At 53.3% G+C, this 21228-nt stretch carries 23 protein-coding genes; 15 read left to right on the forward strand and 8 right to left on the reverse strand.

Features of this window, described 5'->3' with window-relative positions; translation table 11 throughout:
* From NTZ04_05165 to thpR, 3 genes are all read left to right on the forward strand, one after another.
* Nucleotides 1-410, forward strand: a 410-nt coding sequence (locus NTZ04_05165; GenBank protein ID MCX5991700.1) for a hypothetical protein, incomplete at its 5' end; no start/stop codon positions are given.
* Nucleotides 411-590: 180 nt separating this feature from the next.
* Entirely contained in the window at nt 591-1433 is an 843-nt protein-coding gene (locus NTZ04_05170; GenBank protein ID MCX5991701.1) for an amidohydrolase family protein, read from the forward strand.
* The gene (thpR, locus tag NTZ04_05175) at nt 1424-2011 is read left to right on the forward strand and encodes an RNA 2',3'-cyclic phosphodiesterase (protein ID MCX5991702.1); all 588 of its coding nucleotides are present in this window, start codon (nt 1424-1426) and stop codon (nt 2009-2011) included. The genes NTZ04_05170 and thpR overlap by 10 nt, the downstream gene beginning before the upstream one ends.
* Nucleotides 2012-2225: 214 nt before the next feature.
* Here thpR and NTZ04_05180 read toward each other — a convergent pair whose 3' ends face one another.
* The 7 genes from NTZ04_05180 to NTZ04_05210 all read right to left on the reverse strand — a co-directional run bounded on the left by NTZ04_05180 (nt 2226) and on the right by NTZ04_05210 (nt 9729).
* Nucleotides 2226-3404 carry a DUF362 domain-containing protein gene (locus NTZ04_05180; protein MCX5991703.1) on the reverse strand — a complete coding sequence of 393 codons (1179 nt, stop codon included), beginning with the start codon at nt 3402-3404 and terminating at the stop codon, nt 2226-2228.
* Nucleotides 3405-3524: 120 nt separating this feature from the next.
* A complete protein-coding gene (gene selB / locus NTZ04_05185; protein MCX5991704.1) occupies nt 3525-5381 on the reverse strand; it encodes a selenocysteine-specific translation elongation factor in 1857 nt (618 codons plus the stop codon).
* Nucleotides 5382-5384: 3 nt separating this feature from the next.
* Nucleotides 5385-6434 carry a selenide, water dikinase SelD gene (gene selD, locus NTZ04_05190; protein ID MCX5991705.1) on the reverse strand — a complete coding sequence of 350 codons (1050 nt, stop codon included), beginning with the start codon at nt 6432-6434 and terminating at the stop codon, nt 5385-5387.
* A gap of 38 nt (nt 6435-6472) precedes the next feature.
* Nucleotides 6473-6700 (reverse strand): DUF3343 domain-containing protein, encoded by a 228-nt coding sequence (locus tag NTZ04_05195; GenBank protein MCX5991706.1) that lies wholly within the window; start codon nt 6698-6700, stop codon nt 6473-6475.
* An 18-nt stretch (nt 6701-6718) separates the two neighbouring features.
* The gene (gene yedF, locus NTZ04_05200) at nt 6719-7300 is read right to left on the reverse strand and encodes a sulfurtransferase-like selenium metabolism protein YedF (GenBank protein MCX5991707.1); all 582 of its coding nucleotides are present in this window, start codon (nt 7298-7300) and stop codon (nt 6719-6721) included.
* Between the two features lies 1 nt (nt 7301).
* Complete coding sequence (locus tag NTZ04_05205) at nt 7302-8459, reverse strand: aminotransferase class V-fold PLP-dependent enzyme (protein MCX5991708.1); 1158 nt, start codon at nt 8457-8459, stop codon at nt 7302-7304.
* Nucleotides 8460-8595: 136 nt separating this feature from the next.
* Nucleotides 8596-9729 (reverse strand): RelA/SpoT domain-containing protein, encoded by a 1134-nt coding sequence (locus NTZ04_05210; GenBank protein MCX5991709.1) that lies wholly within the window; start codon nt 9727-9729, stop codon nt 8596-8598.
* A 219-nt stretch (nt 9730-9948) separates the two neighbouring features.
* On the opposite strand from NTZ04_05210, the gene selA reads away from it, so the two are divergent.
* The 12 genes from selA (at nt 9949) to NTZ04_05270 (ending at nt 20200) form a co-directional block, all read left to right on the forward strand.
* A complete protein-coding gene (gene selA / locus NTZ04_05215; protein ID MCX5991710.1) occupies nt 9949-11337 on the forward strand; it encodes an L-seryl-tRNA(Sec) selenium transferase in 1389 nt (462 codons plus the stop codon).
* A gap of 172 nt (nt 11338-11509) precedes the next feature.
* Entirely contained in the window at nt 11510-12295 is a 786-nt protein-coding gene (locus NTZ04_05220; GenBank protein MCX5991711.1) for a 3-oxoacid CoA-transferase subunit A, read from the forward strand.
* Between the two features lie 10 nt (nt 12296-12305).
* On the forward strand, nt 12306-12974 hold the full coding sequence (locus tag NTZ04_05225) for a 3-oxoacid CoA-transferase subunit B (GenBank protein ID MCX5991712.1): 669 nt from the start codon (nt 12306-12308) through the stop codon (nt 12972-12974).
* Nucleotides 12975-13120: 146 nt separating this feature from the next.
* On the forward strand, nt 13121-13408 hold the full coding sequence (locus tag NTZ04_05230) for a glutaredoxin family protein (protein MCX5991713.1): 288 nt from the start codon (nt 13121-13123) through the stop codon (nt 13406-13408).
* Entirely contained in the window at nt 13405-13917 is a 513-nt protein-coding gene (locus NTZ04_05235) for a ferredoxin:glutaredoxin reductase (protein MCX5991714.1), read from the forward strand. The genes NTZ04_05230 and NTZ04_05235 overlap by 4 nt, the downstream gene beginning before the upstream one ends.
* A gap of 35 nt (nt 13918-13952) precedes the next feature.
* Nucleotides 13953-14816, forward strand: a complete 864-nt coding sequence (locus NTZ04_05240) for a zinc ribbon domain-containing protein (protein ID MCX5991715.1) — start codon at nt 13953-13955, stop codon at nt 14814-14816.
* A gap of 104 nt (nt 14817-14920) precedes the next feature.
* Nucleotides 14921-15328, forward strand: coding sequence for a Rieske (2Fe-2S) protein (locus tag NTZ04_05245; GenBank protein ID MCX5991716.1), 408 nt, complete (start codon nt 14921-14923; stop codon nt 15326-15328).
* 272 nt (nt 15329-15600) lie between these two features.
* Nucleotides 15601-15915 carry a hypothetical protein gene (locus NTZ04_05250; protein ID MCX5991717.1) on the forward strand — a complete coding sequence of 105 codons (315 nt, stop codon included), beginning with the start codon at nt 15601-15603 and terminating at the stop codon, nt 15913-15915.
* A 154-nt stretch (nt 15916-16069) separates the two neighbouring features.
* Nucleotides 16070-16354 carry a hypothetical protein gene (locus NTZ04_05255; protein ID MCX5991718.1) on the forward strand — a complete coding sequence of 95 codons (285 nt, stop codon included), beginning with the start codon at nt 16070-16072 and terminating at the stop codon, nt 16352-16354.
* A 357-nt stretch (nt 16355-16711) separates the two neighbouring features.
* Nucleotides 16712-17851 (forward strand): acyl-CoA dehydrogenase, encoded by a 1140-nt coding sequence (locus NTZ04_05260; GenBank protein MCX5991719.1) that lies wholly within the window; start codon nt 16712-16714, stop codon nt 17849-17851.
* A 41-nt stretch (nt 17852-17892) separates the two neighbouring features.
* Nucleotides 17893-18933, forward strand: a complete 1041-nt coding sequence (locus tag NTZ04_05265; protein ID MCX5991720.1) for a 4Fe-4S binding protein — start codon at nt 17893-17895, stop codon at nt 18931-18933.
* A 157-nt stretch (nt 18934-19090) separates the two neighbouring features.
* Nucleotides 19091-20200 (forward strand): zinc-binding dehydrogenase, encoded by a 1110-nt coding sequence (locus NTZ04_05270; GenBank protein ID MCX5991721.1) that lies wholly within the window; start codon nt 19091-19093, stop codon nt 20198-20200.
* A 331-nt stretch (nt 20201-20531) separates the two neighbouring features.
* On the opposite strand, the gene NTZ04_05275 is transcribed toward NTZ04_05270, so the two are convergent.
* On the reverse strand, nt 20532-21228 hold a 697-nt coding region (locus NTZ04_05275), incomplete at its 5' end, for an IPTL-CTERM sorting domain-containing protein (protein ID MCX5991722.1).

The raw sequence follows: 21228 nt of genomic DNA on the forward strand, positions 1-21228 counted from the left end.
ACAACCACCGCTTCATGGTTCCAGCCAGTCAGCCTGGATCAGCCTATAGGCCAACCCCACCAGGCTTTATCCCCGAAGAGGTCTTCTGCCTCAAGTATCAACGCACCGTCGGCTCGGACAACGTGGCGCGGTTCAAATGCCGTCGCCTGCAAATCCAGCCGGGGATAGACAGAGCCAGCTACGCACGAGCCAGGGTAACGGTGCATGAGAGGTTTGATGGCACCTTAGCCGTGTACTATAAGGGGCAGCTCTTGCCTATTACGGAGGCACCACCCGATAGCGGCCAACTGCGGTCCAACAGGCCAACATCTGACGTCATGGTCAACCGCCCGCTCCGCAGTAATGGACACAAGCCAGGTCCGCATCATCCTTGGCGTAGATCTTACAAAGCCTTTTATGACAAGGGGTGACAAATTCGCTGAACAATTAGGGTGACATTTTCGCTGGACAACAACAATTTCACCTGCACCCTGCGTAACGGATCTCTGATCGAGCGATGTCTCTCTGAGCCTTCCCAACCAGCGGCAATTGCCCTGCCTTATCAACCGCCGTGGATCAAAACAAGGCTGAGATGATATAATCTTGGCACTGTGATCATTGATTTTCATACCCATATTTTCCCACCTGAGGTGAAGGAGAGGCGGCAGGAGTGTGTTGGCCCTGATCCCTGCTTTGCGGAACTCTTTGCCTCTCCCAAAGCCAGGATCGCCACTGCTGAAGAACTGATCGCCAGCATGGATGAAGCTGAGGTGGATGTGTCGGTGGCGCTTAATATGGGGTGGGCGAGCCACGAGAACTGTAAGCGAACCAACGATTATATCCTCGAAGCGGCCTCTCGCTATCCGAAGCGCCTGATACCCTTTTGCGCTATACAGCCGAAGGCCGGCGATGCGGCCATAGCTGAACTGGAGCGCTGTGCCCGGGGTGGAGCGAGGGGCATTGGGGAGATGAGATCGGATACCCAGGGCTTCGACCTGGCGGATAAAGAGGTAATGGGGCCGGTTGTCGAGGTGGCCAGAAAGCATAATCTCATCTTTCTCACCCATGCCTCAGAGCCTGTGGGGCATCAATATCCGGGGAAGGGCGAGATTACGCCAGACTCTTTGTATCGTTTCATCTTGAATTACCCCGAGCTGACGGTGGTCTGCGCCCACTGGGGTGGGGGACTGCCTTTCTATGCCCTGATGCCGGAGGTGGCTTCTGCACTGAAGAACACCTTCTTTGATACTGCCGCTACTCCTTTTCTATACCGCGCTCAAGTCTTTGAGCGTGTTGCAGAGATTGCTGGTGCGGACAAAATTCTCTTTGGCAGTGATAATCCCCTGATTTCTCCCAGAAGGGTCATCGCTCAGATCGAATCGGTGGATTTGCCTCAGGAGGCGAAATCTCTGATCCTGGGGGGTAATGCACAAAGGCTTCTGGGATGGAGCTAGTCCGCAGTTTCATCGCTATTGAACTACCTGCTGAAGTAAGGGCTGAGCTTGCCTCTATTGAGGAGAAGCTGAAGGTGAGGCGGCATTCCTTTGTGAAGTGGGCTGATCCGGAGAGTATCCACCTGACTCTCAAATTCCTGGGCAGTGTGTCCGGGGAGACTATACCGGAGATAGTCGAGGCTATGTCCCTGGTGGCCCAGCCGGTATGTCCTTTCACGCTGCAAATCGGGGGCACGGGTGCCTTCCCCAACTGGCAGCGGCCGCAGATTGTCTGGGTAGGGGTTGGGGGTGAAATGGGCAGGTTGGCTACTCTCCAGAGGGAATTGGAGGCAGCGCTTTCTCCACTGAGTTTCCCTCCTGAATCCCGCCCTTTCAGTCCGCACTTGACTCTGGGGCGGCTCAGGGAAAGAGTGACGCCCGAGGATAGACGACGGTTTGGCCTATGGGCTCAGTCGGTGAAGTTCGAAGCCAGCCTTTCTTTTGAGGTCAATGCCGTCAGATTGATGAAGAGCCAGTTGACCTCCAGTGGGCCCATCTACAGCGAGTTGGCCTTAGTGAAACTGAAGGCCCGGGATTAGAAGGCCGCCTGGGTCAGGTCGGGGACCTGACACCCACTTTGTGCCGGGAGCTTGCTTCTGTAGAGCTGAAGGCTCGGGATTGAAATGACCCCGGGTCAGGCATCCTTCCGAGGAAGGATGCCCCCCACTTTCCCTGTGAAAGCACAGAAGGACAGGTCTTAAGACCTGTCCCTACAGACTTGTTGCTGATTTGTTACAGGGTGGCAGATATATCTTAAGCGAGGCGTGCCCTGATTCTCCTGAGGATGTCAACCAGAAGGTATATTGCTCTGCCCACAGCCGGCCGCCTGGGTGTGATGGCATGAAAGCGGCATACTTCATGGCAGCACATGCATGCTATACAAATACTGTGGTCGATCCTGGCCGTGGTATCATCCACCGTGACTGCAGACACAGGGCATATTTTCTCACAGGCAAGGCATAGAGTGCAGGATGATTCGTTTACCCACGGTTGAACGGCAAGCTTATCTTGCAGGAATCTGAGCAGGAATCCGGGGGCTCTTCCTCTCAGCGTGGCGAAGGCGCTGCCTGGAAGTTTGAAATCATGAACCATGACATTCTCGATGGTTTCACCAACCACGTCGATATCATCAAGGTTACCGATGCCTAGTCCCCGCTCCTGGGAGTAAAGGGTGGTGTAGATATCGAGGGGATTCCCGCCAATTATTCTTGTAGCTACGGCATCCAGAGCCACTGCGTCTTTGCTGGCCAGGATCACCCCCGCCTTCCTCAATTTCCCATCCGCCGGGCCCTCACCCTCCATGGCAATGATTCCATCCATTATGGTCAGGTGCGGCCTGGCAACGGAAAAGATGTCCGTCAGCATCTGACTGAAGTCTTCGTTCCCTATGTACTGGGCGTGAAATCTGGTACGGAAACCCTGGGGGATAATACCGTACATATTCTTTACCCCGCCAGTGAGAGTGGTGAGAGAATGCGTCTTCAATTTAGGAAGATTGATTATTACGTCTGCATTCAGCACGGCTGAAGATACATACACCTTCTCTAGAAGACGGCCTCTGCAATTCGTTTCCACAAAGCCAGTCTCTTTAAGGTTGATTAACTTGACCCCAGCCCTCTCGCACATCTGACGGACACCCGAGATCCGAAATCCGTCTCCGGCATCAGAGCTGATATCATCACCTACAGTGATTTCTGCACCGGCCTTTTTCAGTAATTCCAGAACGGCTTCGACAAAGACGGGGTGGGTGACTATGCCTTTATCTGCTTCAGAGGGTGGTGAGAGGTGATTTATTTTGACAAAGACTTTGCTGCCGGGCTTGACTAGGGCATCTAACCCACCAATCAGGGTAAGGCCACTCTCTATGGCTGGAATAAGCCCAGTTCTTTCGTAGTCATGGGCTCTTACGATCGACACTTTCACCTTATCCATTTTGGCTGCTCGTTATGCGGTGAGGAGGGGTATCTTAGCTCCTGTGGACATTTTGTTCATCCAGATGGCGAGTAGAGACACTTTCAGGGATGACCAGAAGTTGTTGAGTGTGGCGGCATTTTACCTCAGCACACGCTCGTCGCCAACCCGGCGGGTGATCTTCTGGTCGTCGAGGAATTCCATCATAGCCATGGCGTATTTGCGGCTGGTCTGGAAAATGTCGCGCACTTCTGCCACGGTTATCTTGCCCTGCGATTTGATGTGAGTAGTAATACGCTCCATCATTTCATCGTAGGCTGAAGCAGCGAAGATAACGTTCCCGGATACCTTCACCACCTTCCGCTGCTCGACGAGGAGATCAAGCAGTTCCGGATCGATCTTTAGTTCGCCCGGTGGGGAATAGGGGTTTTGAGTCAAGGACTTGAGGAAAGTATCCACAGCTGCCTTCTGCTCTTTGCTCAGTTCTATATGATATGAGGGCAGGCGTACCAGTTTACCGTCCTCTGCCAGCGTGCCATCTTGCACAAACTGCTCCAGAGCAGCAGGGAACGATCCGGCGGGGATCTTTAATTTGCTTCGTAATTCCTCCTTGGACATGCCATAGCGCAGGGGAAATTGCTGGTGGTAAGCCCCCACTATCTGAGTTACTCTCTCTCTCAGACGCTGCCAACCTGTACCTGAAAAGAGGAGTGTATGAGACCCCTTGTCGCCCAGCATTACCAATCTGTGCTCAGAAACGAGGGATTTTATGACTTCCTGTGCTTGTGATGTCGAGAGGCTGGAACGGTTGAGAAGCTCTGCTGTTTCGAGTGGCTCTTTAGCCTCCAGAATGGCCAGCAGGATATCCTGGGGACCGCCCTTCTCCCTGGCAGCCAGGCCCTGAATGGTACTGGTATGGAAGCGGCGGTGGCGTTTTGGATAGGCATCGACAATCTCACCTCCGCCCAGGGTTTCTGTTGGGGAACGGATGATGAAGAGGTCGCCCTTAACCACAGCCACCGGCCGGGTGAAAGCCAGTTGTGCCCAGCTTGTCTCACCGTGATCCAACTTGTCTTTTTCCAGCAGCCTGGCCCTTCCAATCACTTCGAGGGCGTTGCTATGGAAGGTGATCTCGGCATTGTGTCTCAGTGGATGAGGTAACCCGGGTAGCAGTTGAATCTTCACATCCACTGCTGTGGTGGGCCGCAGCCAGTCAGGGCTGGTCAATACATCGCCACGCTCCAGTTGGGTGGTAGCCAGACCGGAGAGATTGGCTGCTACTCTGGTGCCCGGCGATGCCGTTTCCAGTTTCCTCTTGTGTGTTTGCAGCCCCCGCAGGCGGGCCTTGAGGCGTGCCGGGACTATCTCCACCTCCTGTCCCACCGTGAGGTGCCCATCAATCAGCGTTCCCGTGACGACGGTGCCAAAGCCGGCAATGGTGAATACCCGGTCTATAGGGAGTCTTGGCCTGCCGATATCCCTCTTGGGTGGGGTAGCGTCCAGGAGACGGTCGATGGCGGCAATAAGTTCGGGCAGACCTTCGCCTGTTACCGCCGATACAGTCATGATGGGGGCCTGAGACAGGGTGGTTCCTGATAATGTCTCCTTAACCTCCATGGTAACCAACTCCAGCAGTTCCTGATCTACCAGGTCTTTCTTGGTGATAACGACGATCCCCCTTTCCAGTCGAAGGAGGTCGAGGATGGCCAGGTGTTCCCTGGTTTGGGGCATCACCCCTTCGTCGGCGGCAATCACCAGCAGAGCCAGGTCGATGCCCCCTACCCCGGCCAGCATGTTCTTGATAAACCTCTCATGCCCGGGGACGTCAACGATGCTGACCTCTCGACCGCTGGGCAGTTTGAGCCAGGCGAAGCCGAGGTCGATGGTCATACCCCTCTCCTTCTCCTCGACCAGGCGATCGGGGTTGATGCCGGTCAGCGCCTGAACCAGGCGGGATTTGCCGTGATCTACATGACCTGCGGTGCCAAGCACAAACATGGTTTACTCCAAAATAATCGTTTCTCTGGGTTGCGCTACTACCTCTCCGACAATAGCAGCTTCTAACACGCCGGCTTTATGTAATCCTGACAGCAATATATCTGCCTTGGGGGTGCTGACTGAGATGAACAGACCACCGGAGGTCTGCGGATCAAAGAGGATGTCGAGCATGTAGTCAGGGAGCCCGGCAGCCACCCTCACCATCCTGGAACGGAATTCCTTGTTGCGGTAGGTGCCGCCGGGGATCATGCCCATCCGGGCGAACTCCACAGCTTCGGCAAAGATGGGAACGGAGGAGGTGCGGATCTTCAGGCCGACCTCACTGCCCTGAATCATTTCGCAGGCATGCCCCAGGAGGCCGAAACCGGTGATATCGGTACAGGCATTGCACCCAATTCCCTGCATTACTTCGGAGGCGGGCCTATTGAGGGCAGACATGGACCTGGTCACGTTGGCGATGGTTTCTTCACTGGCCACCCCGCCCTTGGCGGCGGTGTTGATGATGCCTGTGCCCAGGGGCTTGGTGAGTATCAACTGATCACCTGCTTTTGCACCTGACTTTGTCATCACTTTCCCGGGATGGATGGTGCCGGTCACCGAAAGCCCGTATTTCAATTCCTCATCATCAACACTGTGCCCGCCGATGAGGACGACGCCGGCCTCCCGCAGTTTTTCCAGGCCGCCCCTCAGGATGTCCCTCAGTATGGATATATCCAAGGTCTTACTGGGGAAGCAGACGATATTCATGGCTGTGATGGGTTTGCCTCCCATGGCATAGACATCACTGAGAGCGTTGGCCGCGGCAATCTGCCCGAAGGTATAGGGGTCATCGACAATGGGCGTGAAGAAATCAACGGTCTGTACTATAGCCAAATCTTCACTTAGCTTGTACACACCGGCATCATCAGCCTTCTCTAAACCCACGATCAGATTAGGGTCGTGGATGAGAGGCAGACCGCACAGTGCCCTGTCCAGGTCCCCTGGACCCAGCTTGGAAGCTCAACCCGCGCCGCGGACTGTTTTTGTGAGTCGGGGGTTCTGCTTCTTAGCCATTTTGTTTCCTCCTCTAGCGGGCCCTCCCGCAGGCAGTATCAAACCGGATAGATCCCCTGGATGTCTATCCGCTCCTTCTTCAGGGTTGCCTTGATCTGTGTCTCGTCTGCCCTTCCAAACCGAAGGCAGACCCCGCAATCTGAACTGAGTTGCCGGGGCACAGGGATCAGTTTGATGGCGATACCGCTCTTCTTGAACAACTTCTCGGCCTGCAGAGCGCCGCTCATAGAGTAGAACAGGACTATGCTGTGCTGTGCGGTCTCCATCGGCCGAGCCGGTCCTCCTCAAAGAGAAATAACCTTACCCGCTTCCAACAAGGCTGAGGTGATATCATACATGTTGGAGATGTGTCCTACCTCCACTACTTCCTTCAGCTTGTAATATCCCAGGCAGGTGCCGCAGGCCAATATCTCGCCCCCTGCTTTTTCCAGCGTGCGCAGGTCGTCGAGTACCTCGGAACCCCTGGCCACCAGTTTCACTCCGCTATTGATGAAGATGATCCGGGACGGTCCGGATGATGCCTCGCCCAGGGTGTGCATAAAGCTGCGCATGAGGATAGTACCCAGTTCGTCATCTCCCCGCCCCAGAGTGTTGGAGGTAATGAGAAACACTGTGGGCCCGGAAAGCGCTGACGTCTCGGAGCTTTGTGGTTTAGCTGATGTTCTGGTCAGGTGCAGATAGACCCCCTCCTCCTTCTCCTCAACAGACACAATGCATCCCTGGCTCGCTGCCAGTCGGGAGACGTTCTCTCTGGCTGTCTCGTTGTCAACGATAACAGTAACCTTGACAGCCTTTCCCAGTGCCTTCTTGGCCAGGACTACGGGCTGAGGGCAGGCCAACCCGCGGGCATCTACAGTTTCAGGCATGCTAGCACCTCGCTTTCGCAGCAGCAATCCTGCTCACTGCCTCCAGGGCTTTCTCAATATCCTCGTTTGAATTGAAGTGGCCGGGACTCAATCTGACGGTGCCCTGGGGGAAGGTTTCCAGGGTCTTGTGGGCTATGGGGGCGCAGTGTAACCCCGGGCGGCACATGATTTCATACTCCTCTTCTAACTGCATGGCCACTTCTGAAGATGTGAGTCCGGCAATATTGAAGGAAACGACTGCCACCTGCTTACCGGCATTACCGCTTCCATAGACAGTGATACCAGGGATGGCCTTTAGTCCTTCCAGTAGGAACATTGTCAGTGTTTCTTCCCTTTTTCGCATGTTCTTTATGCCCTGCGCCAGGACGAAGCGCACCCCGGCGCCCAGGCCGGCCAGCCCCACGGTATTGTGCGTTCCGCTCTCATATTTGTCGGGCAGGAAGTCCGGCTGGTATTCATGTTCGGAATGGCTGCCCGTGCCGCCGTATTTGAGGGGCTCAATGCTGGATTCGATGCCTTTGCGAATGTAGAGCCCCCCTGTCCCCTGCGGTCCATAGAACCCCTTGTGTCCCGAAAAAGCCAGCAGGTCGATGTTCATGGCGTCTATATTGATGGGACAGCACCCTGCGGTCTGAGCCGCATCAATCATGAAGGGCACACCGTGGTGCCGGGCAATCTGCCCCACTTCGGCTACAGGTAGAAGCGTACCCGCTACGTTGGAGGCGTGGTTCAGGATGATGAGCCTGGTATTTGGCTGGATAGCCTGCTCTATGTCTGGGGGGTTGAGGGAACCTTCACGGGAGCAGTTCACCACGGTTACCTCAAGCCCCTTTCTCTCCATGGCGCGCAGTGGGCGCATGACTGAATTGTGCTCCATACTGCTGGTGATCACATGGTCTCCAGGGTGCAGGAGACCCCGTATCGCCAGGTTCAAGGCCTCAGTAGCGTTACAGGTGAAGACGATGCGTGTCGGGTCACTTATGCCGAAGAGGTGGGCTAGGGCCTCTCTGGTCTCATAGACAATGCGGCCTGCTTCAATGGAGAGGCGGTGTCCGGAGCGTCCGGGACTGGCCCCTGTGTGGCGCATGAAACTGTCCATGGCCTGGTAGACCGCTTCCGGTTTGGGCCAGGAGGTGGCCGCATTGTCCAGATAGATCATTTCATGCTTTACCTCACGTTCTTCGGTATGATTATAGCCTACTTTTCCGATAGACTCAGCAAAAAGCAAACTAGAGGTGCAGAGCCACCTCTAGTTTGAAATTCCTTGAAACCGCTTGCAGTAGCAGATAGGTAGGTCATGGCCTCAATGCACTCTCTAACTCTTCGATGAAGGAGTGTGTATCTGCGAAGTAGTTTGGATATGCGCGTCGAAGGTTGCTAATAGAGTCAACAGATACAAGCACTGCATCCATTCCTATCTTCTCGCGTATTTCTTTCTCTCTTAGTTCGAGGTCATTCGATGCTAACTGGAACTCATTTTTGGCGTAACTGTCTATGGTTAGCGTATCTGTTGTGACATCTAGCGATAGCAGGATATAGCCAGTCTTGCTTGGCAGAACATCTCCTGTGAACTTGAGCGCGTCAGCAAACCCCTCAAGGCGTGCCTTTACCTGTAACCTGTTGGCATATCCAGTTAATTCCCTGAGCAACTCTTGCCTATCTGCGGGAGTCCCTGGTACTAGCGGGGTATTCTCATGGAATGCCATTTCATCCCCCATCAATTGAAAAAAGCGTTTCCAATCCGCATATCCCTTACCTGACTTCAAACCTTGTTGGGTGAAGGTATCAACGGTTTCTACGGCAGTAGCCCACGCGTGCTGTAAAGAGGTGCGAATCTGGACTTCGATTTTCATGTGATTGAATATCTGATTTCTATCACTGAAATAGCGATAGACCAGATGCCTACTCCTATATCCATCATCTTTGGGGTGTTGGATATAGTCATCCTCGTGCGTTAGCTTGTGGCGGATTCGGCTTGTCTTGAGCATGTCCACCAATTGGTTTGCATCGTTGACTGTGTGTACGATAGCACGACAACCCCCAATATCTTGTATATCCCACAACTTCATATGCTCAAAACGCTCTAGTTTGGCGTAGATGGAAGATAACCTTTTGAGGCGTTGCGCTACGATGCTTTGCCTATCTACAGCTTGTGCTTTGTTGTGTAGAGTGTTCCTGATTATGGTTAGGGGGAAAAAGTGGGCGACACGAAAGTTGTTTATGATATCTATGGCATTATCTATCTCATCTGAATAGCCCTCAAGTATATGTTTATCATCCTTCATGAAGAGTGGCCCACGTAGGAGAATATCCCCAGCGTTATCAACTTCTTTATGTGAGTATTTTGGGTGAGTCCAAGCCATGTTGATCTCAGACAATAACTCTTCATTGTCTTGCAAGTCAACTGGAGATATGTCAACCTGCATCATCTAGGAGGGTGGGTCACCACTCGGACAACGCGGATAAGTTAGGCACAAAACAACCGTTCGCTTGCGCCCAGCCTAGCTTTGGGCAAATAGTCGTGACCCAGGCTCCTAGAGCCTCCTCTCTGGCAATCGCAACATTGAGCGTGAGGGACGAAATATGAATAACGCTCGATTTGCTGCCGAATAAAGCGTATGCTACATTTTTAGGACCGAGGCGAGAAGATGCAGAGTGATTTCCGCAGCCTCCCCAGCGTGGACCGGCTGATGATGGATAAACGCCTTCAGTCACTGGAGGCAGTTTACTCCCGCTCATTTGCCCTTGAAGTGGTGCGTCAGGTGCTTGAGGAGGGCCGCTTATCTATTGCCGGAGGCCAGCCAGTCCCCTCTTTTGATGGATTGGTGGAATCCATATCCGCTCGTATCGAGTCGCTGGGGCGGCCCACCCTTCAGCGGGTGATTAATGCTACCGGCGTGGTACTGCACACGAACCTGGGTCGGGCACCCCTCAGTGAGGAGAGTATAGCTGCTATGGAGTCGGCTTCCAGGGGCTATGTGAACCTGGAATTCGATCTTGAAAGCGGTGGGCGGGGTTCTCGGGAGGTTCACTTATCTTCCCTGCTGTGTCGATTGACTGGAGCTGAGGCTGCTCTGGTAGTAAACAACAATGCCTCGGCAGTTCTCTTGGCATTAACTGCCCTGGCCAAGAGGAAAGAGGTTATTGTCTCTCGAGGGCAGGCGGTGGAGATCGGTGGCGGCTTCCGTATACCCGATGTGATGCGACAGAGTGGAGCGAAGCTGGTGGAGGTAGGCACCACCAACTGCACCTACCTCTCGGATTATGAGAAGGCGATTTCATCCAGGGCAGCAGCACTGCTTCGGGTTCATTCGAGCAATTTCAAGGTAGTAGGCTTTACTCAGGAGGTGTCTGTAAGTGAACTGGTCCAACTGGGGGAGCAGCATGGCCTGCCGGTGCTGGATGATCTGGGGAGCGGCTGCTTGCTGGACACCTCCAGTTTCGGACTGGGTCCCGAGCCTAAGGTTCAGGATAGCGTTGCTGCCGGCGTCGGGTTGGCGTTATTCTCCGGGGATAAGCTTCTAGGTGGCCCGCAGGCTGGTATTATTGTGGGGAAGAAGCACCTTGTTGATAAACTAGGGAAGCATCCCCTGGCCCGGGCGGTGCGCATTGACAAAACAAGGTTGGCAGGGCTGGCTGTCACCCTGCTTCATTATGTCAAGGGGGAGGCGGAGCAGAAGATACCAGTATGGCAGATGATATCTATGCCACTTGCTGAAATAGAGAAGCGGGCACGCCGATGGTCTGAGCAGCTTGGAGGCCTGGCTGTTGTGACAGATGGTGAATCTGTGGTGGGGGGAGGGAGCTTGCCAGGGAGTACCTTGACTACCAGGCTGGTGATGATCAGGGGATTAACGAAGGGAAGAGAACGAAGTCTGGTGCAAGGGCTGGCTGTAGGGCTGCGGTGTCACCGGCCGCCCGTGATATGCCGGCTTGAAGGCAATGCGCTGCTCCTCGATCCGCGTACTGTCCTTCCTGAAGAGGATCAGGCTGTTCTCCAGGCGCTTCAATATGCCCTCAAGTCTGCTGCTGCTTGAGTATATCTGGCACTGCCAGCCTGACAACTGATAAGGGCTACTATCCACCCCATGAAAGTCCAGCCCGGGAAGATGTTCACCAGGACGATGCCTAAGATGTCCTGGGGTAAGGGGTTAGTATTGACAAGGTTATACTGGTTCTAATAGTCTATTGCCAGAGAGGAGGAGGACTATGCCGATAAACAAGATTGTCTCAAGCTTCGATGAGGCTGTGGCCGATATCCCGGATGGCGCAACGATCATGATAGGCGGCTTCGGCACAGTAGCCAGTTGTCCCACGTGTCTGCTGGAGGCTCTGGCTCGTAAAGGGATAAAGAATCTTACCACGGTGTCCAACACGACCGGCTTTGGCTCGGACGTATGGAAGCTTTTGGGCTACAAGTTCTCTGAGGACATGGATATTCTGGTCAGGAATGGCCAGATAAAGAAGTCCATTGTAGCCGCACCCGTGAGCACTATCTACCAGAATACCTTCGAGAAACTGCTCCGGGCAGGGAAGGTGGAGGTAGAGATGGTTCCCCAGGGAACCCTGGCAGAGCGGATCAGGGCAACCAGAGCGGGGCTTGGAGGTGTCTACGTACCGACTGGCGTTGGCACGGTTGTGGAGCAGGGGAAGGAGAAGAAGGTTATTGATGGCCGTACTTACCTGTTGGAGTTGCCCATCAAGGCAGATTTTGCCCTGATAAAGGCGCACAAGGCGGACCGCTGGGGCAACCTGGTTTACAGGAGGACGTCAAGGACATTCAATGCTACCATGGCCGGGGCAGCCAGGGTGACCGTTGCTGAAGTAGATGAGATTGTAGAACTGGGCGAACTGGACCCTGAGGTCATTGTCACCCCGGGGATATATGTGGACAGAGTGGTAGTGCGGCCCAAGGAGATCAAGGTTGATGACAAGCCCATCAGCCAGGAAGCCCTGGAGTCTAACAGGAGAATGAAGGAGAGAGGGAGCAGCTAAGGAGGAAAGCATGGAGGAGAAGTTCAGACTTGATAGACAAACGATGGCCCTTCGCGTGGCCAGGGAATTCCAGGACGGCGATCATGTCAATCTGGGGATAGGTATCCCTGTTCTGGCGTCGAACTATGTTCCTGCGGGGAGAGAGGTGGTGTTTCACAGTGAGAACGGCGTGCTTGGTTTTGGCGAGGTACACACCGCAGGGGAGGGAGATCCTGATTTTGTGAATGCCGGTGGCCAGCCGGTATCGATCATTCCAGGGACGAGCTTCTTTGCCCATGATGAGTCATTCTCTATTGTCAGGGGTGGGCATCTGGACATCAGCGTTATGGGAGGACTTCAGGTCTCGGAGAAGGGCGATCTGGCCAACTGGTTGGTACCGGAGAGGCAGATCGGCACCATTGGCGGTGCTATGGACCTGGCTGTAGGAGCCAAGAGGCTTATCATTGCCATGAATCATGTTACCAAGGACAATCACCCCAGGATAGTGAAGAAGTGCACCTACCAACTGACAGCCGTAGAGTGTGTTGACCTTATCGTAACGGACATTGCTGTCATTGAGGTGACAAAGAAGGGACTTGTTCTCAAAGAAGTGGCCCCGGGGTGGACGCCTGAGGAAGTGCAGAAGCTGACCGAGCCTAAACTCATTGTCGCTCCTGACTGCCGCGACGTTGAGCTGTGATGTAAGGCAGCGAATATTGGGCTATGTCTGGCCCCTGGAAGCAATGCAGCGCTCCAGTGGCCATTTCATTTGGACTGATTGATCTACCGGGCACTTGATCTCATGGTGTATAATCCTCTTCGAGGGTTTGAAAGGAGGCCATGGCTATGAATGTAGAACATGTCCCGGGTAAGAATGTGGGGCGTACGATGTTGTATGCCTTGAGTACCTGCCCCTGGTGTCAGAAGACCAAGAAATTACTGAACGAACTGGGCGTGGAGTATTACTATATAGACGTTGACTATCTGGACGGCGCTGAGAAAGAGAAGGTTATGAACGATGTCAAGAAATGGAACCCTGCTTGTTCTTTCCCGACCCTGGTGCTGAATGACAAAAAGTGCATCGCTGGCTTCAAAGAAAATGAGATCAGAGAAGCCTTGAAGTTGAAGAAATGAATAGCCAGGTGGCAATAAACCCGGACGAAGTCGACAGGCTTTACCAGAGGCTCAGAAGCGAAGCTGAGTCGGGGGGGTACCATCTCAACCCCGATGTAGAGTTTGCCAAAGATCTGGTGAAGGGGTTGCTGGTCAACGAGAAAAGGTATGGGTACCAGGCCTGCCCCTGCAGGTTGTCTGCCGGGCTGAAGGAAGAGGACCTTGATATCATCTGCCCCTGCGATTACAGAGACACTGATGTCAGCGAGTATGATGCGTGCTATTGAGGCCTCTATGTCTCGCAGGCCGTCGTGAACGGTCAAAAGACGGTGGGAAGCATACCGGAACGTCGCCCACCGCCTGAACAGAAGAAGAAGCCGAAACCCGCGCCGGTTCAGGGTGGCCTGGGGGCGCTCCCTTTGCCGGTGTGGAGATGTAAGGTCTGTGGCTATCTGTGTGCCCGGGATGGGCCACCTGAGGTATGCCCGATATGTAAGGCCAAAAAAGACCGCTTCGAGCGCTTCATTTAAGGTGGCATCAACATCCGCAGTAAGGAGGAGGCAAGATGTTTTGTTGGAAGTGCGGTGCAGAAAACAAAGAGGGAAGCAACTATTGTAGCAAGTGCGGTGCGTATCTATCTTCCGGGCGCACTAAACCGGAGATGGTTGTCAGCCAGATTAGCGTAGCCTATCCGGAAGCGGAGGATCTGCACCTGAAGATTCGTGCCGGGGGCTGCCGGTTCAAAATCAAACCTGGCGATGGCATGGAGTGGGTTTCCGGCACCTATGAGTACCCTTCCGGCATGAGGGCAACGAAGATTGACCGAAAAGGAGGGACAGTCAAGCTTACCCAGGAACATGATGTGGGTGACCTGGGAGGCTATTTCAGTGGTGTCCCCCAGTTTGAGCTGACGCTTGGGAAAACCAGGCCCTACATGCTGACGCTCGAGATTGGGGCCAGTGAGAGCAGCTTCGATCTGGGAGGTCTGCCCATAAACCATCTGGTCATCAAGCAAGGCGCTGGGAAGGTTGACTTCGATTTCTCCGCACCGAATCCACAGGCCATGACGTCACTCAATCTCACTGCTGGAGCCGTCAACATGGAGATGAAGAACCTGGCCAATGCTAACTTCAGCGACATGATTGTTGATGGTGGAGCAGCCTCTTACAAGTTTGACTTCGGCGGCGTACTGCAGCGCAACGCACAGGTGAAGATCACCGCTGGCGTGTCCTCGGTGGAGATTCACGTCCCTTCCTCCACTTCCGCAAGGATTGTCTCTAAGACGACTTTGGGTGGCCTGGATATAGGAGATGGCTTCACAAAGAAAGAAGGGGCTTTCTCTACTGAGGCTGCTCTGGCGCGCAAAGACCCTATCCTGGCAATATTCGCCAGTGTTACGCTGGGGTCTCTAATCCTGCGGACGAAGTGACAATGTCTGCGTATAGGCTGGGGCGAGATTGGAGTACCATATCTTATCACGTTTGTTTTGGCCTGATAGCGCCGAAATGAAACAGTTTCAGAAGGAGGAAAGTTATGTCCAGTGGTATTGTTGGTTTTATCAAGTCTCTACTGGGAATCTGTGAGACAAAACCGCTGAGTCAAGATCAGTGGAGCCTTGAGGGAGACAAGGTACGGGTGAAGCTCAGCCAGAAGCCGGATGTCATTGTCAAAGGAGGAGGTGCTTACCTTAAAGGCCAGGGGCTAAAGCAGCCGATCCTTGTGGTCAGGACTGATGATGACAAATATCTTGCCTTCAGTGACCGCTGTCCTCATGCTCATCGGAAGATCGACCCCATGCCAGGGAAGGGTATGCTCCGCTGCTGCAGCTTCAACCATTCCACCTTTGATTACGAAGGGAAGAGTCTCAGTGGCCCGGCCAAAGAGTCGTTGGCGCGCTATACCGTGGAGATGGACAAGGGTGATCTTCTAGTCAAACTGTAAGTTGCTGGCGCTACAAAGGATTCCTCTCGAAATTCACGTAGCTTCGGAAGTCTTGCTCTATTACTCTGTGGGATAAGGGAAGCCAAACTCAGAGAGGCAAAGAGGAAGCTGCCGGATGTGCACACCAAGGTATTTGACTTGTCAAAAGCTGTCCTCATTGGTATTGTGGTGCTCATCGGATATGCTATTTGGGCTAAGTAGGGACACAATGTGGCCATGATGAAAGCCATAGTCGGGCTATGATGCACGGAACAGAAGAGGGAGATACAAAGATGAGAGTGTGTCCTTCCTGCGAGAAGCAAATGCCAGAGGATGCCATATCCTGCCCTCGCTGTGGCAAGAAAGTTGAGACCGGGGAATTAGGATCAGCTTTCATTCAAGAACAGCTGAAGGACCGCAGACGCAATAGGACAGCATTGTTAATCATTGTTTTTATTTTTACTGTTTTGGGGAGTATCTTTCTGGCTTTCGGGGATGATGTTGTGATGGCAGTACTTGCCTTTGTGATAGCGGCCTTTAGCTTCGTTTTGTCTGCGTACCATGGTCTTAAGATTGGGAAATTGAAGTGGCAGATTAAGGGACAGTGATAGATGCTTTCCCCAACAGACCGGAAACTCCTCAGAAGTTGCCCTTATTGGATTTCAAGACAGCGGCATCTTATAGAACTTCAGAAGGTGCTAGAATTTCACCTTTGACTTTCCTCCAACATTGAGAGGAAATGCGTAAACTGGGAGGTGATTGATGAGAAATCGCGGACAAGAGATCGGTCTATCGGTAGTTTCCTTACTTCGACTCCTGGCAGTGCTCGCATGGGCGTCTGGGTTGGCATATACCATCTTCTCGGCGATTGACTACGCCGACCATAGCTCCAGCACCTTCTCAGGGGCGATATCAGTTTTCTGCTTTGGCTTGATGATGACGATCCCGGCGGGAGGCGTCTTATTCGGTTTGTCGGCGGTTATTCTATCCCTTGACAAGTCGAAAGCCAGCCGAAATGCTTCGGACCAATCAGAATCAACCGGGTAGAGATCGGGGCGCGTATCCAAGCTGAGGTTGGGCTGGTACAATTGTAGAGCACTTGCTTCCCAAGCAAGGAGTCGCGATTTCGAATCTCGTCACCCGCTCCAGCTTTCCTGAAGGCTGCTGATCTCCAACTTTTCGCTTTGCTTTGCTCATGCGTAATATCCTATCTTTTGAAATCCTCATCGTAAAGGTTTCCAAAGTAAGCTCACTTCAAAAATGCTTTCTGACCGTGTTTGCAGCCGTTCAAAATCTTAGATTGTGAGGGCAAGGCTTAACCCACTTAGGCGATGGGGGGAATCCGTTCGATTAGGAAGCAGATTACTCCTATAATAGTCTAGGCGTATATTGAGGGGAGGTTCAATGGATTTTACTCTTACAGAGGATCAGCAGATCTTTCAGCGAATGGTGAGAGAGTTTGCCACCAACGAGCTGGAGCCGGTAGCCAAGCAGGTGGATGAGGAGGAGAGGTTCCCTGTAGAAAGCATCAGGAAAATGGCCCAGCTTGGCTTGATGGGGGTGACTATCCCGGAAGAATACGGGGGGAGTGGGGGGGATAGCACCCACCTTGTCATTGTGGTGGAGGAGATCGCTCGCGCCTGTGGCGGTACCAGCGCGGTATATCTTGCCGCTCTATCTCTGGCCTGCTATCCCATCTACAAATTCGGCACAGAGGAGCAAAAGCGTCGTTTCGTAGTCCCTCTTACCAGGGGTGAGAAACTGGCCTGTTTTGCACTGACCGAACCCGGTGCGGGGAGCGATGCCGGTGCCCTGAGCACCACTGCTGTCAGGAAGGCAGATAAATATGTTATCGATGGAACCAAGATTTTCATTACCAACGGTGCCGAAGCAGATATCGCCGTTGTATTTGCCACCACAGGTAAGTCTCTGCGCCACAAGGGTATCGTGGCTCTGGTGGTAGAGAAGGGCACGCCAGGGTTCTCAGTAGGTAAGAAGGAAAAGAAGCTGGGTATCAAGGCATCCTCCACTGCTGAACTGGTGTTTGAAGGCTGTGGAGTGGGTGTTGAGAACCGACTGGGAAATGAAGGCGACGGCTTCAAGGTTGCCATGGGAGCGATAGACTCAAGCAGGATAAGCGTTGCTGCCCAGGCGGTAGGTATTGCCCGTGCCGCCCTGGAAGCATCTGTGAGCTACACCCAGAATCGGCAACAGTTTGGGCAAGCCATTTCCAGTTTTCAGGGCATACAGTGGATGCTGGCTGATATGGCAACAGCTATTGATGCGGCACGTTTGCTCACCTATAGGGCGGCGTATCTCAAGAATCAGGGTCTGCCCTATGTCAAAGAAGCCGCTATGGCAAAGCTCTTCGCTTCCGAGACTGCAATGAAAGTCACTACCCAGGCAGTTCAACTCCACGGAGGCTATGGATACATTAGGGATTACCCGGTGGAGCGCTACTTCAGGGATGCCAAGATAACCGAGATATATGAGGGGACCTCTGAGATGCAGCGCATGACCATTGCCAGACAGCTTCTGGTTTAGTCTGCACCAGAAATAAACGTATATCTTGAGGAGGTAAATCTATGACTACCAAGGATGTCTACCTGGAACTGGCAGAGATGATAGACAAGAACGACCCGCATGTAGTGGGTGTGCCGGTGACACCGGCAATGTTGAAGGTTCTGAGCTTGCAGTTCACCCCTGATGAGGCTCGCCTGGCTCTTCAGATAGGTACCACCGGAGGCAAACTCAGCGAGCTCTCGGCCAAGACGGGCGTTGACAAAGCCAGGCTCAAGAAGAGGCTGGAGGCCATGGCCTACAAAGGCACAATGTGGATCGATCCCGGCAAGGAGGATCCGGCTTATCGGGTTCTGGGGAGCTGTGCTCCGGGACTTGTCGAGACGGGTCTCTTCGGCAATATACGGTTTTCCTACGATGTGGAATTGGGCAAAGCGCTTCATCAGGCTCTATATGAATGGGCCAGAGATAGACTGTGTAAACTGGGTTTCCCTTTTGCCCCCATATGGGCTCATCCCTGGGTACTACCCGACGATGCCCGTCCAGAGGAGAACCTCATTTATTTCCTGAAGGCACAGAATTATTTCTGTGTGTCCACCTGTCCCTGCCGCCTCTCACATTGGCTGTCGGAACCGGACAATCATTGCAATCATATGCTGGAGACGTGCCTTCACTCTGGAGATACCGCCCGATGGTGTGTCGAGCATGGTATGGGCCGCGAGATCACCCTGGATGAGGCCCTTAACCTTCTACGCAAAGCGAACGCAGATGGGCTGGTTCACAGCATCAATATTGAAGGCTTTATATGTAATTGCTGCACCGATTGCTGCCCCCTGTTCATGGGCTTGAATCAACTGAAAACCAAAACAATGATCCCATCCCCCTTTATACCCAGTATCGATAAGGATGAATGCAATGCTTGTGGCTCGTGTATTGATATCTGCCCCGTAGGTGCCCTGAAGATGGGCGAAATCCCTATAGTCGATGTAGACATCTGTATAGGATGTGGTCTATGTGTTACGCACTGCCCTCCTGAGTCGATCAAATTGGTAAGAAGATCCACACAGGTTGAAGTACCGGAAGAAGTAAGGAAAAATATAGGATAGTATTGCAGACGGAGTGCCAAAGTTGTTGTTTTGAAACCAGAGACATGTGGAGGCCTGATTTTAGAGATTGACATATCGAAAGAAGGAAGGGGAAATTGGCTGAACACACGGTGCGTATCCAGATTGCGTGCTGAGAGAATCTGTCAAGGAGGTTGTCATGGCTGAGAAAGGCAGGGCTGCGATTTACAGGGGTCTGGGCCAGCCTATGGAGATAGTGGAATATCCCGTCCCTGACGCTGAACCGGGGGCTATCCTGGTCAAGGTTTCGGTGGCCAATATCTGTGGTTCAGACCTCCACATGTGGCGTGGAGACATGAACCTGGGGGCCATAGGGGCACCATTGCCAACCATTCTAGGTCATGAGATGACAGGCAGGATTGCCAAGCTTGGCGAGGGTGTTGCCACCGATTCAGCGGGCCAGCCGCTGGCGGTAGGCGATCGCGTGGTATATCCCTACTTCAATTCATGCGGACGCTGTCCTGCTTGCCTGAAAGGGAACCATGCGAGTTGTCCCCTGAACCTTATGTATATGTACACTTCGGAGGCACCACCTCATTTTGTAGGGGCCTATGCTGACTACTATTACCTTCGCGCGAGTTATCCGGTTTTCAAGGTTCCGGATGACCTGAGCGATAAGATGGTGGCTTCTGTTAATTGTGCCCTGTCTGAGGTTATCTATGGCCTGGAGAAAGCAAACCTGAAATTCGGAGAGACGGTCGTCATCCAGGGTGCCGGCGGTCTGGGTATCAACGCTGCTGCTGTAGCTAGAGAGATGGGTGCCAACAAGATCATTGTCATAGATGGCATTACTCAGCGCCTGGAGCTGGCCAAGGCCTTTGGCGCCGATGATCTGATTGATATGAGGGAGTTCAAGACTCCGCAGGAACGGGTGCAACGGGTAAAGGATCTCACCGGAGGTTGGGGAGCAGATGTGGTTGCCGAGCTGGTGGGGAGTCCCAGGGCCATCCCTGAAGGACTCGACATGCTCTGCAACGGCGGGCGCTACCTGGAAATGGGCAACATCAGCCCATTTCACGGGACATTCGAGGCTGATCCCGCTTTCCTGGTGATGGGCTCCAAGAGCATCTTCTGCGTTGCCATGTATGGTCGCGATACTATCAAGAAGGCGCTTGATTTTCTGAGCCGTACCAAGGCCAAATACCCCTTTGAGAAGATTATTTCCCGTACCTACCGGTTGGAGGAAATCAACAAGGCCTTTGAGGAGCAGGACAAGGGCCTGGTCTCCAGGGCTGCCATTGTTATGTAGATCCTGGTTATGGGTAGGGTGACATTTTCCCTGAATGCTTAACCCCTGTCATAATCGTAGAACATCCACACTCTCCATCCCAGACAATGACAGTGACCGTCACTGTATCGGTCACGCTTGCGGAAAGAAGAGTAACCGTCTTCGAACTGTAGGATATCGTTGCACTTGCCGGCAATCCCGTCAGGATTGCTGCAGTAACCAGGATGGACAGCAGTGCTTTTTCATGTCTTCTTACACTCCTTTCGCCACATGCCCGTAGGGGCACTTGAGCAGTCTTGCAGACAATCGGCAGACTGCACTGAAAGTATACCTAAGTATAGTACACATGTCATCAACTGAGCCTGGGGCCGAATTGAGTCAACTTCCTGCGAAGCAGCCAGACCATCGCGGTGCAGAACAGTAGCGCCATGGCAATCATCCCCCATTGGGATAGGGTAGGAACTGCAGGGACTGAAGCAGGGTGGGCAATGTCCGTCCCGGTAGGATCACCAACAGGAATAGTAACCGGGTCATCGGTAGACTGAGGCGCAACTTCGTTGCATGAGATTAGCCCCTGGTTGTATACACGGGTCACGGTAGGAGAGAGTGGACTGTTAATGGTAACGCGGAAGGTGACGGTGACGATTTCCAGACCTAGCCCTTGGAGTGTTCCTACGTTTATCCCTATTGAAGTATCGCCGGGATTGTTCCCCGAGGTTACCACGCCCTTGGTAGTGGTAACGGAGCCTACCACCAGGGTGGTGTTGATATCTGGGTCGTCAGAGAAGACAACTCCGGTGGCATCCGTATTGCCACTGTTCCCAAAGGTCACCTTATAGAGCAGGGTATCGCCAGGACTGACTACGCCGTTGCTATCGGCATCGGTAAACAGGCTAGCACTCTTGGAGGCAGGATCGATAGCTACTGCCGCGGCGCAGTTGGCCAGGACGGTGTAGTTACCGTGCATGGTGATGGTGGTGCTGGCCGCATTGACATCGGCCACGTTGGCAGTATCACCAGTCCAGTTCACGAAATGGTAACCGTCGGCC

The organism is Chloroflexota bacterium (assembly GCA_026389585.1).
Taxonomy (GTDB): domain Bacteria; phylum Chloroflexota; class Dehalococcoidia; order UBA2247; family RBG-13-53-26; genus JAPLHP01.